The 15,593-nt window shown below is 73.3% G+C and carries 8 protein-coding genes; 7 read left to right on the top strand and 1 reads right to left on the bottom strand.

Annotated features, from left to right (window positions below; translation table 11 throughout):
- Positions 1 to 39: 39 nt before the first annotated feature.
- Positions 40 to 1,269: a glycoside hydrolase family 64 protein gene (locus tag OG521_11310; GenBank protein ID WUW21338.1), complete on the bottom strand. Its 1,230-nt coding sequence runs from the start codon at positions 1,267 to 1,269 to the stop codon at positions 40 to 42.
- 348 nt (positions 1,270 to 1,617) lie between these two features.
- Between OG521_11310 and OG521_11305 the strand changes: the two genes are divergently transcribed.
- The 7 genes from OG521_11305 to OG521_11275 all read left to right on the top strand — a co-directional run bounded on the left by OG521_11305 (position 1,618) and on the right by OG521_11275 (position 15,527).
- Entirely contained in the window at positions 1,618 to 5,493 is a 3,876-nt protein-coding gene (locus tag OG521_11305) for an endo-alpha-N-acetylgalactosaminidase family protein (GenBank protein WUW21337.1), read from the top strand.
- Positions 5,494 to 5,713: 220 nt separating this feature from the next.
- The gene (locus tag OG521_11300; GenBank protein ID WUW26646.1) at positions 5,714 to 7,981 is read left to right on the top strand and encodes a polysaccharide lyase 8 family protein; all 2,268 of its coding nucleotides are present in this window, start codon (positions 5,714 to 5,716) and stop codon (positions 7,979 to 7,981) included.
- 65 nt (positions 7,982 to 8,046) lie between these two features.
- Positions 8,047 to 9,438 (top strand): serine protease, encoded by a 1,392-nt coding sequence (locus OG521_11295; GenBank protein WUW21336.1) that lies wholly within the window; start codon positions 8,047 to 8,049, stop codon positions 9,436 to 9,438.
- Positions 9,435 to 11,732, top strand: a complete 2,298-nt coding sequence (locus OG521_11290) for a tetratricopeptide repeat protein (GenBank protein ID WUW21335.1) — start codon at positions 9,435 to 9,437, stop codon at positions 11,730 to 11,732. The genes OG521_11295 and OG521_11290 overlap by 4 nt, the downstream gene beginning before the upstream one ends.
- A 101-nt stretch (positions 11,733 to 11,833) precedes the next feature.
- The gene (locus OG521_11285) at positions 11,834 to 13,267 is read left to right on the top strand and encodes a zinc ribbon domain-containing protein (GenBank protein ID WUW21334.1); all 1,434 of its coding nucleotides are present in this window, start codon (positions 11,834 to 11,836) and stop codon (positions 13,265 to 13,267) included.
- A complete protein-coding gene (locus OG521_11280; protein WUW21333.1) occupies positions 13,267 to 14,292 on the top strand; it encodes a hypothetical protein in 1,026 nt (341 codons plus the stop codon). Before OG521_11285 ends, OG521_11280 begins: the two co-directional genes overlap by 1 nt.
- On the top strand, positions 14,289 to 15,527 hold the full coding sequence (locus tag OG521_11275; GenBank protein ID WUW21332.1) for a carbohydrate ABC transporter substrate-binding protein: 1,239 nt from the start codon (positions 14,289 to 14,291) through the stop codon (positions 15,525 to 15,527). The genes OG521_11280 and OG521_11275 overlap by 4 nt, the downstream gene beginning before the upstream one ends.
- Positions 15,528 to 15,593 lie beyond the last annotated feature (66 nt).

The following is a 15,593-nucleotide window of genomic DNA, read 5'->3' as shown; positions in this document are numbered from 1 at the left end:
CCCCCGTCCCGCCCGGACGGGGGCACAGGGGCACCAGGGTCAGGAACCCACCGACACCGTGAAGCGCCGCGGGTTGCCGTCGTTGGCGGCGCCCGAGACGTCCGGCTCCCCGTCGGGGCGCACGTCGTCGTACGGGAAGGCGTAGCCGATCGGGCTGTTGGCGTGCACGATCCGCGACCAGTGGTTGGTCACCGCGCCCTGGTAGTAGTCCGCCACCGTGGTGCCGTTCGGCTGGTCGGGGTGGCTGAGCATGATCGACCGGTTGAAGCCGGCCGCGAGCCGGGCCAGCAGGCCCTTCTTGTCGTCGGAGTCGCCCGGGTTGTTGGTGAACGGCCCGTGGTTGCAGGTGAAGATGTCCTTGGAGACGGGCTTGGTGAAGGTGTGCCCGCCGTTGAAGGTCAGCGTGTCGCCGCTGACCCGCCCGGTGAAGACACCGCGGCCGCCCTGGAGGTCGATCCGCAGATCGGTCGAGCGGTACTTGTCCCAGACCTCGTCGATCTGCGCCGTGAACAGATCGCGGAACGGCATCTGGTCCGGGCGGTCGAAGAACGGCGCCATCAGGTTCTGCGGGGAGATGACCCGCAGCACGCCGCCGTCCGAGCCGCGCGTCACCAGCTGGTCCCACGGCTGCCCGTCGGCCGCGGCCTGGGCGGTGAGACCGTCGGCGATCCTCTGGACGGCGCCGTCCGGGAGCGGGGCCACCGTGTGTGTGGCGTCGCCCTCCAGCGTCAGGCCGATCGGCAGTGCGGTCACCAGGTCGACGTAGCTGATGTTCGCGTACAGCTGCTGCGGGTTGAAGGTGAACTCGCAGAACGACCAGGTGCGCCCGTAGTTCGCGTCCGTGGACGTGGCGAAGGCCGGCTCGACCAGGGAGGGGCCCGGGTTGAGATAGAAGTCCAGGGTGTCGTCGCGGACGAAGTAGACCCGCGCCCCGTACATCTGGGGAAGCGTCACCACGACCGGTGCGCCGCCCGCCGCGTTCAGCGGGATGGCGCAGTCGACCGGCAGCGGGGTCTGCGGCGCGGCGGGGGAGTCCGGGCGGTAGACGCTGCCGTCGGCCCGGAGCAGGATCCAGCGGTCGGTGCCCTGTTCGTGACCGGTGACGTACGCGTTGACCCGGCCCGGCAGGGACTTGTTCTCCAGGGCCAGTTCGCAGGTCGCGGCCGCGGCCGATGCGCTCGGGCTCAGCGTGCTCCCCCAGAGGGGGTAGGTGAGCGCGGTCGCGGAGGCGGCGACGCCGCCGGAGAGGAACATTCTGCGCGAAATCATGAGGCGACTCCGAGACTGTGGGGGGTCGCGGACGGGGTATCCGTGCGGGGAGGTGGAGCGGATCCGTCCGCGGTGCGCACCACTCTTGCGAGGGGCGGCGCGAGCGTCAAGACTTGTGACTGAGAGCGCTCTCAAAAAAGAGAACTCTTCACAACCCGACACATCCGAACGGCACTTGGCGGCTCGGGCGGCCCGTCCCGCGAACACCGTGATCAGGAACTGAACGCGGCGGCCGCGATGACCCGCACACCCCTCACTTGGACTTACGCGGAGCGGTTGTTGGACTGGAGGAGCCCTCGGGACCGTACGTCGTTGACGGTGTCCGGACACGGCGACTACGCAGAGCACATGTCGCCAAGATTCGCTTCGGTGGGCGCCGCAGCCGCCGCCTCAGCCGCCGTCCTGGCTCTGGTGGGGACCGCCCTCCCCGCCTCAGCCGCCGCCCCCTCTCCCGCCGGTGCGGCGCAGACCCCCGCACCGGCCGACGCCCGCGTCATCGGATCGGCGCAGCTCTCCGTCGCCGTCGCCGACGACTTCCCGCGCGTCCTCTCGTACACCGACCTGGCCTCCGGGAACCAGCTGGCGGGCAGCACCCGGCCGGTCACCGCCGTCACCCTGAACGGCACCGCGCACCCCGTGCACCTCAAGGGCGCCCCCGCGGTCACCGGGTCGGCCGCCCGCTACACGCTCGTCTTCGGCGACCTGCCCGGTGTCGAGATCGACGCCTCGCTGTCCGTCTCCGGGCGCGCCACCACGTTCAGGGTGACGGCGGTCCGGGACACCGAGGCGTTCCGCGTCGGCACCATCGACATCCCCGGCCACGACCTGGTCTCCGTCGCGAGCACCGACACCGGAGCCGCGACCGCCTTCACGAAGCTCGACCCCGACTCGACGAAGACCGCCGACGTCTTCGCGAAGGTCACCGACGCCACCAAGGCCGACGCGGCACCCGTCGGCGGCACCTACGCCATCGTGAACACCGGTGCGCTCGCGGCCGCCGTCGAGTCCAACTCCTCGTACGACAAGCCCGCCGGCGCCACCGGCGGCGACGACGCCCGCTTCTGGCACCAGGCCCGCAAGGACGACGACGGCACCACCCGGGTCGGCGTCTGGTCCGGCCAGTGGACCTACCGCGGCGAGGGCGCGCCCAAGCCGGAGAGCGGCGACAGCCTGCCGTGGGCCAAGGTCGTCGTCACGCCCGACGCCAACGGCGACAAGACCGTCGACTGGCAGGACGGCGCCGTCGCCTTCCGCTCCATCGGCGTGGTCGCCCCGGGCAGCGAGGACACCGCGGACCGGGTCGTCACCCACATCCCGTTCAACTTCGCCAGCCAGGCCACCCACCCCTTCCTGCGCACCCTCGACGACGTCAAGCGGATCTCGCTCTCCACCGACGGCCTCGGCCAGCTCGCGCTGCTCAAGGGCTACGCCTCCGAGGGCCACGACTCCGCCCACCCCGACTACGGCGGCAACTACAACAAGCGCGCCGGCGGGCTGAAGGACCTCAACGAGCTGCTCAAGGACGGCAAGAAGTGGGGCGCCACCTTCGGCGTCCACGTCAATGCCACCGAGGCATACCCGGAGGCGAAGGCCTTCGACGAGAAGCTCGTCGACAAGACGAAGCCCGGCTGGAACTGGCTCAACCAGAGCTACTACATCGACCAGCGCCGCGACATCAACAGCGGCGACCTGGCCCAGCGCTTCCAGCAGCTGCGCGACGAGACGGACAGCAACCTCAGCATGCTGTACATCGACGTCTACTACACGCACGGCTGGATCGCCGACAAGACCCTCCAGTCCCTCCAGAAGCAGGGCTGGAACGTCTCCAGCGAATGGGCCGACAAGTTCGAGCGCGGCTCGCTCTGGTCGCACTGGGCCAATGACCTCGACTACGGCGGCGCCACCAACAAGGGCCTGAACTCGCAGATCATCCGGTTCATCCGCAACGGCGAGAAGGACGTCTGGAACAACGACCCGGTCCTCGGCCAGAGCGCCATCGACGAGTTCGAGGGCTGGACGGGCGAGACCGACTGGAACGCCTTCTACGACAACATCTGGCAGCGCAACCTGCCCGCCAAGTACCTCCAGCAGCAGAAGATCACCCGCTGGGACGGCAACGACATCACGTTCACCGGCGGGGTGAGCGGCACCGTCGAGGACGGGAAGCGCACCTTCTACGACCACGGCCGCAAGGTGCTCAGCGGCACCGACTACCTGCTGCCGTGGGACGGCGGCAAGAAGCTGTACCACTACAGCAAGTCCGGTGGCACGAGCAGCTGGGCGGTGCCGTCCAAGGGTGCGTACACCGTCTACGAGCTCACCGACAACGGCCGGGTGAAGACCGGCACCGTGCGTCCCGTGGACGGGAGGATCACGCTGACGGCCGAGGCCGGTCAGCCGTACGTCCTCTACCCGGACAAGGCCCCGAAGGCCGCCGACGCCAAGTGGGGCGAGGGCACCCTCGTCGACGACCCCGGCTTCAACGACGGCAGGCTGGCCGACTGGTCGCGCACCGGCACCGCCGCCCGCGACACCGACGGCCAGGGCCGCAACAGCGCGAAGCTGTCCGGCACCGGCAAGGCCGCCCTCTCCCAGTCCATCGGCGGACTGAAGCCCGGCGCGCGCTACACCGCGTCCGCGCTCATCGAGGTCCAGCCGGGCAAGACCCGGCACACCGTCCTCTCGGCCGGCGGGACGTCCGTCGCCGTGGACCGCTCCACCGCGAAGGACCAGGTCGCCGCGTCCGACTGGCACGGCACCTACTTCCAGCGCGCGAAGGTGAACTTCACCGCACCGGCCAGCGGGCGCACCACCCTGCGCATCGAGGCGGCCGGCGGCAGCGCGGCGACCGTCCGCGCCGATGACGTACGCATCGTCGCCAACGCACCCGCCACCAGGAAGAACACCGTCGTCCACGAGGACTTCGAGGACGTCGACCAGGGCTGGGGCCCCTTCCTCAAGGGCGACGCGGGCGGTGACACCGACCCCCGCACCAGCATCTCCCAGCTGCACGCCCCGTACACCCAGGCCGGCTGGAACGGGAAGCTGATCGACGACGTGCTCGGCGGCAAGGAGTCCCTCAAGGCCCACGAGGAGAACGCGGGCATCGTCTACCGGACCGCGCCCTGGACCGTCCCGATGACGGACGGCCACCGCTACAAGGTCGAGTACGACTACCAGTCCAGCCACGCCGGTGCCTACGAGTGGGTCGACGGCTACGACCGGATCACCGCGGACGGCGCACCCGACTCCGTCGAGACCCGGAACACCGCGATCGGCGCCCAGCACACCACGGGCCACTTCGCCGAGACCGTCACGGCGGGCTGCGGCGACACCTGGACCGGGCTGCGCAAGCGCGGCGACGCCCCCGAGGGCGCCGACTTCGTCCTCGACGGCTTCACCGTGACCGACCTCGGCGCGGCCCCCGCCGGTGAGCAGGCCGCCTGCGGCACACTCACCGTCGCGCCGGCCGCGGAGACCCTGGAGCCGGGCACGGCCAACACCGTGAAGGCGAGCTTCACCAACTACGAGGCCACCGCCGCCACCGGCGTCTCGGTCGGCCTCACCGTCCCCGAGGGCTGGCGGGCGGAGCCCTCGGGCGCCGTCACCTTCGACTCGGTCGCCGCCGGTGCCAAGGTCACCGCGAGCTGGCAGGTCACCCCGCCGGTGGACGCCGAGTACCGGACGTACGGCCTGAGTTCCGAGGCCGCCTACACGGTCGGCGGTGCGCGGCGGACGCTCGGCGCGCAGACCTCCGTACGGACCCTGCCGCCGCCGCCCACCACGGACAGCTGGGCCAGCGACCTCGACTGGACGGCCTCCGAGAACGGCTGGGGACCGGTCGAGCGCGACCTCTCCAACGGTGAGACCGGCGCCGGCGACGGCACCGCGCTGACCATCGGCTCCACGGTGTACGAGAAGGGCCTCGGCAGCCACGCCCCGGCGAAGGTCCGCTACTACCTGGGCGGCAAGTGCACCTCGTTCACCGCCGAGGTGGGCGTGGACGACGTGCAGAAGAGCGCCGGCAGCGTGCAGTTCTCCGTGACCGCCGACGGCACCGAGAAGGTGAAGTCCCCGGTCCTCAAGGCCGCCGACTCCGCCTGGTCGCTGACGGCGGACGTCACCGGCGCGAAGTACGTCGAGCTGATCGCCGGTGACGGCGGCGACGGCAACGGCAACGACCACGCCGACTGGGGCAGCGCCCGCTTCCACTGCGGAAGCTGAACGGCTCCATGAGGGAAGGGGGCGGGCCGTCATCGGTCCGCCCCCTCTCCCGTCGGGGCGGACCGTCGTCGTCCGCCCCCTTCCCCGTCGTAGTAAGCGCGTGCTAGACCAACTCCCGACCGGTCTAAACCACTTGTCCACCGGAGGTAGTCCCGTGTCACTCCTGCCCGCCTGGTCCCGCCGTGCCTTCCTCGCCACCGGCAGTGCCACCGCACTCGGCCTGGCGCTCGCCCCGACGGCCCGCGCGGCGCAGGACGAGTTCGAGACGCTCCGGCTGCGCTGGAACGACCTCTCGCTCGGCACCGGCTACGACCCCGCCGCCGAGCCCTACGCCGCCAAGCTGGCCGAGACCGGCGAACTCGCCGCGGAGTTCCGCTCGACGATGGCCCCCGCCGCCGGCTCCCTCTGGGACGGGCACACCTTCGACCCGCCGTCCGGCATCACCTGGAGCTACGGCCGGCTGTGGACGATGACCCAGGCGTACGCCCAGCAGGGCACCGGCCACACCGGCGACGAGGGCCTCCTCGCCGACATCCTCCGCGGCCTGGACCACCTCTCCGCGACGGTCTACAACACCACCACGGCCCGGTACGGGAACTGGTGGGAGTGGCAGATCGGCAGCCCGCGCCTGCTCATGGACATCGTCGCCGTCCTCCGCCCCCATCTCGGCGAGGAGCGCGTCGCGGCCGCCTGCGCCGCCGTCGACCACTTCATCCCCGACACCATGCTCACCGACTACAGCGGCACCTCGACCGGCGCCAACCGGGTCGACCTGTGCCGCTCCGTCGCGCTGCGCGGCATCCTCGGCCGGGACCCGGCGAAGACCGCGCTCGCACGCGATGCCCTTTCGCCCGTCTTCCCGTACGTGACGACGGGCGACGGGCTCTACGCCGACGGCTCGTTCGTCCAGCACACCTGGGTCGCCTACTCGGGCACGTACGGCCAGGTCATGCTCGACGGCCTCGGCCGGCTCTTCGCCCTGCTGGCCGGATCGACCTGGGCGGTCACCGACCCCAACCGGCAGATCATCCTCGACAGCGTCGAGCACGCCTACGCCCCGCTCATCCACGACGGACTGATGATGGACAGCGTCAACGGCCGTGCCATCAGCCGGGGCCTCCTCAAGAGCGACGAGCTCCGCATCATGCGCAGCGACCACTTCCACGGCCAGGGCCTGATCGCCGCCGTCGCCCTGCTCGCGGGCGGCGCCTCCGCCGCCGAACGCGACCGGTGGAACGGCATGGTCAAGGGCTGGATCGAACGCGACACCGTCAGCCCGGTCCTCGCCGCCCCGCAGTTCGGGGTCGCCGACCTGTCCAGGCTCCAGGCGGCGGCCGACGCCCCCGTACCGGCAGCGCCCGAACCCGTCGGGCACACCCTGTTCGCCGCGATGGACCGGGCCGTGCACCGCCGCCCCGGCTGGGTCGCGAACGTGTCCATGGCCTCGGAGCGGATCAGCGCCTACGAGTGCGGCAACGGCGAGAACCCGCGCGGCTGGCACACCGGGGCCGGAATGCTCTACTGGTGGGCCGGACCGGCCGGCGGCGGCCAGTACACCGACTGGTTCTGGCCCACCGTCGACTGGTACCGGCTGCCCGGCACCACCGTCTCCACCAAGCGCCTCGCCGACCGGGCCGGCGGCGAATGGGGCGAACCCCGCCCGGCCGTGCAGTGGGTCGGCGGTGCCCACGACGGCGAGTTCGCCGCGGTCGGACAGCACGTGAAGGGCCTCGGCTCCACCCTGGAGGCCCGCAAGTCCTGGTTCTGCGCCGCCGACACGGTCATCTGCCTCGGGGCGGGCATCACCGCGGCCGACGGGGTCCCCGTCGAGACCGTCGTCGACAACCGCAACCTCGGCCCGGACGACAGCCAGGCCCTCACCGTCGACGACCGCGAACGCCCCCGCTGGGCCCATCTGGAGGGCCACGGCGGCTGGGTGCTCCCCGGCGGCGCCGAGCTGCACACCCTGCGCGAGGCCAGGACCGGCGCCTGGTCCGACATCAACACCACCAGCTCCACCGAACAGCAGACCCGCCACTGGCAGACCCTCTGGCTCGACCACGGCACCGACCCCGCCGACGACGGCTACCTCTACCTCCTGATGCCGGGCGCGTCCCGGCGCACCGTCGCAGCCCGCGCCGCCGACCGGCACTGGCTGACCGTGCTCGCCAACACCGCCGCCGTCCAGGGCGTCGCCGTGCGCTCGCTCGGGCTGACCGCCGCCAACTTCTGGCAGCCCGGCACCGCCGGACGGCTCTCCTCGACCGGTCCGGCCAGTGTGCTCGTACGGGAGGGCCGGGGCGCCACGACGGTCCGGATCAGCGGGCCCGACCGCAGCGGCACCCCGTTCGACGTGGTCTGGGACCGTCCGGTGCGCGAGGCCCTCCCGGCGGACCCGGGCATCGAGGTCCGCGCCACCGGCCGCCGCCTCGTGCTCCGCGTCGACCCGGGAACGGCCGGCGCCACCCTGCGGTGTGACGTCCGGTAGCCCGTTGGACGGACTGTGCGCGCGGTCTGGGAACCATGCGTGGTGCACGCGTACTCTCGGTAGCTATGGGGGAGTTGAGAGCGGACTGGCGGCTCCGGTTGCGCCGCGGCGGAGCGGACGGACCCGTGTGCGGGGCCGGTGTGCTCCTCACCCAGGACCGGGCGCTGACCTGCGCCCATGTCCTCGGTGAACCGGGCGTCCGGATGTGGGTCGAGTTCGCCGAGAGCCCCGGCATCCCGCCGGTCGGCGCCCGGGTCGCCCCGGACGGCTGGCTGCCGGGCCTCGACGGGGCCACCGGCGAGGACATCGCCGTGCTCGCCCTGGACAGCCCACGCCCGCAGGCCGCGCCCGCACCGCTGGCCCGCCGGCTGGAGCGCGGCCGGGAGGTGTGGATCGGCGGCTACGCCCAGGCCTACGACGACGGGATGTGGCTCAGCGGCCGGATCAGCGGACTGCACGGTGACTGGGTGCAAATCGCCTCCGGGTCCGAAGCCGAGGCGGTGCGCCCCGGGTTCAGCGGCGCCGCCGTCCAGACCCGCGGCGAGCTGCCGGGGACGGAGGAGGTCGTCGGCCTCGTCGTCAGCTACCGGCCCGGTACGGACCCGGCGCCGCCCGGCGGGCACGGCCTGGCGATCTCGTACATGATCCCCGTCGACCGCATCGCCGCCCTCGTGCCGCTCGTCGCCGAGCTCAGCGGGCCGGACGGCTGGGACCGCGGCCTGGAGCGGCGGCTGCGGCAGTGGTTCGCGGGCGGCGAGGAGCCCGGCGTGCGGTTCGGCGTCGTCGCCCGCGGCAGCGGCCGCGACCGCGCCCTGCAGCACCAGCTCCACCGGGCCCACCTCGTCTGCCGGGGCGGCAGCACCCGGCCCGAGGAACTCGTCGACACCCTGGTCGCGCAGCTGCGCCCGCCCCGCTACCAGCGCAACGCCTACCGCGACTGGCTGCTGGAGGGCGGCAGGGCACCGGACCGCTCGGACGGCGGCCGGCCCGCCGGATCCGGTCCGGTGCTCGCCGTGATCGGCCTGGACGAGGACCCCGACCCGGCCGCCCTGGTGCCGCTCCTGGCCCGGGTGCGCACCCTCGGATTCCGGCTGCTCGTCATCTTCCGCCGCAGCGACGGCGAAGGGCTCACCGAGGTGGCGCGGCAGCTCCTGGTGCCCGCCCTCCAGGAGCGCGCGGACGTGCTGGTGCGCCGGGTCGAGCGCATCGAACGGGAGTGGACCGGACTGCGCGGCATGGTGGAGTCGGCCTCCCTCGTCCCGCGGCCCGCGGTCGAGGCATCGGTCCGCCGCCACCGGCTGCACGAACTGAGTCTGCTGGCCGACCCGCAGGACCAGCTGACCGAACTGAAGCAGCTGCTGCGCGAGTTAGGCGACGACCTCGACCGGTCGCACCGGTCCGGGCAGCCGGATCTGCCGGGCCAGCGCGGCGGACCCGGCCCGGCGGAGCGCCGATGAGGATTCCCTGCCCGCACCGGCGCTTCACCGGCGCCCCCTGCGGCGGCGGCGTACTCACCACCGGGTACTGCGACACCTGCGGCCGGGACGAGACGGCCCGCGGACTTCCGCCGCTGCCCGCCGAACCCGAACGCCAGGGCCCCGCGGGACTGCTCGAACTGCCGCTGCTGGACCCCGGCACCCCCGCCGAGCGGCTCGCCGCCGCCGAACGCCCGGTGCGCATCGTGATGACGTGTTCGGCCGAGGCGTGCGACACCGCGTTCGTCCCGCCCCACACGGCCGCCCCGCCCCCGGACGCGGGGTACTGCCCGCAGTGCGGCGCCCCGTACTCCTACCGCCCGGAGCTGACGAAGGACGGGCCGCCGCTCCAGGACCAGTACCGCATCCGCGGCCCGATCGCCCACGGCGGCCAGGGCTGGGTCTACCTGGCCGAGGACACCCACCTGGAGGACTTCGTCGCGGTCAAGGGACTCCTCAACCGCTACGCGGAACGCGGCGCCGCCCAGGCCGGCGAGGAACGCCGCAGCCTGGTCGCCATCCGGCACGAACGCATCGTCCAGATCCGCGACTTCGTCAGCACCCGCAACACGGACGGCACCGTCTCCGGCGGCTACATCGTGATGGAGGACGTCGGCGACCGGACGCTGTCCGCCGTCGTGGAGTCGACCCGGCAGGGCGCCTTCGTCCTCGACATCGAGCACGTCATCACCTACGGCTGCCAGATCCTGGAGGCCCTCGCCCATCTGCACGGCATGGGCTTCCTGTACGGCGACATGAAGCCGTCCAACGTGATCCACCACCTCGACGGCATCAAGGTCATCGACCTCGGCGGGGTCCGCAAGGCGGGGGCCACCGACCCGCCGCCCGTCATCACCCCGTGGTTCGCCGCCCCCGAGATGGACGGCAGCAAACCCCTCACCGTCGCCCACGACGTCCACACGGTCGGGGTCACCCTGGCCGAACTGGCCGGCTGGGCGGTCGGCGACGACGTGCCGGGGCTCGGCACCAGCTCCTTCCGGCTGGTCGTGGAGCGGGCCACGGCCCACGACCCGGAGCGCAGATTCGGCTCGGCCGAGGACATGGCCGGCCAATTGCGCGGCGTGCTCCGCGAGATCCGGGCCCTGCGCGGCAAGCGCGACCAGCCCGAACCTTCCGACTACTTCACCCCGTCCACCGAACTGCTGGGCGCGCGGCTGGGCTCGGTGCCCGGCTACGCGCACTGGCTGAGCCGCCCGCTGCACGGACGCCGGGCGACGCCCCAGGCACCCGCGCTCGACACCGGACGGCCCACCCCGACCGAGATCGCCCGCAGGCTGCCGGTGCCCCGCCCCTATCCGCGGGACCCGCAGGCCGCCCGGTTCGGGGTCAGCAGCTACGACCCGGCGCAGCCGCTGACCCAGCCCGCCGAGGGGGAGCCGTCGGTGGAGATCTGTCTGCACAACGCCCGGCTGCTGCTCGGCCAGGACGGGGACGAGGCGCTGTCGGCGGCCAGGGAGCAGGTCCAGGCCGCCGCCGCCATACCCGGCCCCGGTCCGGTCCGGCAGTGGCGGCTCAGCTGGCACTGGGGACTCGTCGCGCTGCGCAGCGCCGATGTGCTGGACGACCGGCAGCCGATGCTCGAAGCGGCCCTGGAGCACTTCTCCGCCGTGCACCGGGCGCTGCCCGGCGAGTACGCGGCCAAACTGGCGCTGGCCTACTGCGCCGAGCAGCTCGGCGAGGACCGGCCGGACACCGCGGGCCCCTCCGCGTACGAACTCTTCCGGGCCGTGCACGCCCGCAACCCCTCGCACGTCGGCGCGGCACTCGGACTGGCCAGGCTCGCTCTCGCGCGCGGCGACCGGGCCGCGGCGACCGAGGTCCTGGACCAGGTGCCGGACGAGTCGCGGGACCACACCGTCGCCCGGATCGCCGCCCTCCGCATCCGGGCGGCCCGGCTCGCGACGGGGGAGCGGCCGCTGCCCGACGAGACGGAGATCGACGCCTGCCTCGCCGCGCTCGCACCCGTGCGGGGCGCGCCGGGTCCGGTGGTCACGGGGGACGAACCCGCCTGGCTGCTGCGGACCGAGCTGTACGAGTGGAAGCTCGACGCCGTCCGGGACGCGCACCCGGTCCCGCGGCCCCGCGGCGGCCGGCTGCGGATCGGGCTGCCGCCCCCGGCCGTGCCCGGTGAGCGGGCCGTGCGGGCGGAGCTGGAGCGGTGCTACCGCTGGCTGGCCCGGCAGCGGCAGAGACAGGCCGAGTACGAACGGCTGATCGACCTCTCCCACGCGGTCCGCCCGCAGACCGGCTTCTGACCGGCCCCCGGCCGGTCCGTGACGGACGAGTCCGACGAGACCCGGGAGACCGGGGCCGTGTCCCACCCGCACCCCCGCCCGTAACCGCTGGAGGCAGTCCCATGGGCGCTACCGCCCCGTCGTCCGGGCTGGAGTTCAAGGTGTCCGTCGACGTCCGGCGCGACCAGCAGCCGCACCACGACGCCCGGATCGACGCCCATCTGCGGGTCAAGGCCACCGGCATCGGCCCCCGCGACCAGGTGCCCGCCGTCGAACTCGCCGTCGTCATCGCCCTGGACGTCGCCGCGGCCCGCCGGGAGAGTGCGGCTGCCGCCCTCGCCGCCGCGCTGCGCGCCCTGCCCGACGGGATCTCCTTCGCCGTCCTGGGCGGCGCCGGCGCGAGCGGGGAGCCGACCCGCTGCTACCCGCTGCGCGGACGCTGGGCGCTGGCCGACACCATGGAGAAGCGCCGGGCCGCGTTCAGCGCGGGCCGGGTCGCCCCCGCCACGGACGAGCACCCGCCGCCCGGCTACCCGGCCTGGCTCGCCGCCGCCCGCGCCCTCTTCGCGGAACGCCCGCTGCCACTGCGTCACCTGCTGCTGATCACCGACGGCAGCGGCCACGACCCGGCGGACGCCGACGATGCGGACGCCACCGGTACGGACGGCGGCGCGCTGCGGGCGGAACTCGCCGACTGCGCGGGCGCGTTCACCGCGGACGTGATCGCGTTCGGCGCGGACTGGGACCCCGCCCCCCTGCTCACCGTCGTCGAGACCCTGCACGGCGCCGCCGAGCACGCCCCCGACCGCTTCGGCCCCGCCGTCACCGAGGCGCTGCGGCGCCAGCGCCGGGTCCGCAGCCCCGAACTGCCCGTCGTGGTCGCCGCCCGCCCGGCCGTGCACGCCGTCGAACTGACCGAGACCGCACCCCGCCAGCAACGCCTCGCCCCCGAACTGCGGCCGCGGGAGCCGCACCGGATCGGCTTCCCCACCCACCAGTGGGAGCCGGGCACCCGTGACTACCTCCTCACCCTCCACGTCGACGCGAGCACCGACCCGCTCGGCGTGCTGCTGCAACTGGCCACCGTCTCCGTCGGCGACACCACCGCCCCGCTGCTGACGCGCTGGCTGCCCCCCGGCGTCGCCGTGGGCGCGGGCGCGACCGGTGACGGGGGCGGCACGCTCCAGGCGATGAACGTCGCCACCCAGATGCGCACCGCCCTCAACCGCGGCTACGCCGCACTCGACCCGATGAGCCGCGAGGAGGCCGAGCAGCAGTTCGGCCTGGCGGTCCGGCTCGCCACCGAGATCGGCGCCGGCTGGGTCCTCCAGGACGTGCGCCAGGTCGCCGACATCGTCGACGGCCCGCGCGGACTGGTCCGGGTCGGCCCGACCGTCGACCGGGGGACCGTGCGCCGGGGCCGGCTGCACATCGCCTCGGGCCACCGGCTCGAACTGCCCGAGCACGCCGCCGGGAAGCCGGTCACCTGCCCGCACTGCCGCCATCTCGCCGGACCGCACGCCCGGTTCTGCATCGCCTGCGGGAGGAGCCTGTGATGACCCGGCCGACCCGATGGACCCGCCCCCTCCTGACCCGCCGGCCGCCCGGTTCGCACACCCGACGGCTGCTCGAACGGCACCTGGCCGTCATGGCGGTGACCGCGGTCGTCTCGATGACCGCGCTGCTCGTCTCGTACTGGAGTGTGCAGACCGCCGCGGGCGAGATGCGCACCCGTGCCGCGCCCGCCGTCCAGCTCGTCGCCTCCACCCAGCTGGCGCTGCTGCGCGCCCACGAGGAGGCAGAGCTCTCGGCCGACCGGCGGATCGACCAGGTGGTGGGCGCGGGCGCGCGGTACGAGAACCAGCTGTCCGCCGCCGACCAGGGCCTGTCCCGGCTCTCCGACGTACAGATCGACGGGGAACGCGGCCGGGGCGTCCTCAATACGGCCAGCGCCCTGCTGACCTCGTACAGCAGCTCCATCACACCCGGCGCGGTGAAGTACGTGCGCGACGAGGACGACCTGATGCAGAAGGAGAAGTTCACGGAGGCCGAGACCCTCCTCGTCCGGCCGGGCACCGGCGTGGTGCCCCGCCTGGACGTCCTCCAGGACCACCAGATGCGGCGCATGGACCGGGTCAGCTCCCTGGGCACGCTCCAGCAGAGCGGCTGGGCCGTAGCCGAACTGGGCCTGCTCGTCCTGGCGGTGACCGCGCTCAGCGCGCTGTGGGTGCTGCGCACCCGCTGCGGCCGCAGCCGCGACCCCTGGCTGCTGGCGGCGCTGCTGGTCACACTCGCCCTGGCGGTCGTCCCGCTGTGGGCCACCGTCCACACCCAGGAACGGCTGGACACCGCCCGCCACCGGCTGGTCGCGATCGAGGAACGGGCCCACGACGAAACCGACCTGGCGGAGTCCCAGCGGGACGTCACCGACAAGTCCACCGACCTGCGCGGCGTACTGGCCGCCCACCGCTGGCAGAGCGGCACGTACTACGGGGCGCTGGGCGGGGCCGTGCTGATCGTCCTGCTGCCGGCCGTCGGCATCGTCCGGCGCCTCAACGCCGACTACTGGAGGGCCGGATGACCCGGCACACCCGCGCAACTCTGCTCGTCCTGGCCCTGCTGATGACCGCGGCCGGCTGCGGACTCGCGGCCCCCGGCGGCAGCGACGCCGAACCGAAGGTGACCATCCTCGGCCCGTGGACCGACGAACAGGAGCGGCAGTTCAAGGACGTTCTGGACGGGTTCGGGATCCCGTACACCTACCAGGGCACCGCCGCCACCCGCGAGGTGCTGCTCGCCGAGGTGCAGGCCGGCGACCCGCCCGACATCGCGATCCTGCCGGGCGTCGGCGAACTCGTGGAGTACGCGGACGAGAGACGGCTGCGCTCGCTGGAGGGGCTGTACGAGCCGCAGCAGTACGGCAACCCCTGGCGGCCCCGGGCGGACGGCATCCCCGGCGATCTGTGGTTTCCGCTCAAGGCCGACCTCAAGTCCATCGTCTGGTACCGCGAGGGCACGTCCCCGGCACGCGGCCCGGCACCGCTGGCCTCCTGGTGCATCGGCATGGTCGACGACGGCGCGTCGGGCTGGCCCGGCAGCGACTGGATCGAGGACCTCATCCTCCAGCGCGCCGGCCCCGGGCTGTACGAGCGCTGGGCGACCGGCGACCTGGCGTGGACCGACGACCGGGTGGTCGCCGCCTGGACCGCCTGGGCCGGGATGCTCGCCCAGGACAAGGGGACGGCCGAGGACATGCTGATGGCCGACCACCGCGGCCCGGCCGGGGGCCACGGGCTGCTCTTCGGCGGCGGCTGCGACCTGGAACACCAGGGCTCCTTCGCCCGCGCCTTCTACGGGGACCGCGGCGGCCGGGCGGTCTTCGAGGACTCCGCACGCCTGCTGCCCGGCGGTCCCTACCGGGTGAGGGCCCACGAGGTGTCGGCCGACTTCGCCGCGCTGTTCGGCGGTAGTGGCGCTGCCCGCGGCCTGATCCGGCGGCTGGCCTCCCTGGACGCCCAGGAGGACTGGGGCCGCAAGGGCGGGGTGTTCTCGCCGAACGCCGCGGTCCCGCCCAAGACGGGCCCGGTCGACAAGGAGGTGAGCCGGCGGCTCACGGGCCAGCAGGTGCCGCTCTGCCTGGACGCGTCGGACGTCATGCCGGCGGCGGTGCGGGATGCTTTCTACGAGGCCGTGCTGCTGACCGTGGCGCACCCCTCCGATCCGGTACGGGACCGGCTGGCGGACGTCCAGAAGGTCCAGGACACCCAGCGCTCGGAGACCCCCCGGCTGAGGGGGGTGTGCGGCAGACCACAGTGAACCCTTGTGGAACCCCCACAAACGAATGCGGGTAAGCGCTGGTACTTCGCCTGCATGGACCCAGGG

Source organism: Streptomyces sp. NBC_01463 (genome assembly GCA_036227345.1).
GTDB lineage: Bacteria > Actinomycetota > Actinomycetes > Streptomycetales > Streptomycetaceae > Streptomyces.
Note: the sequence above shows the minus strand (reverse complement) of the source record. Positions and strands in the feature narration are given on the sequence as shown.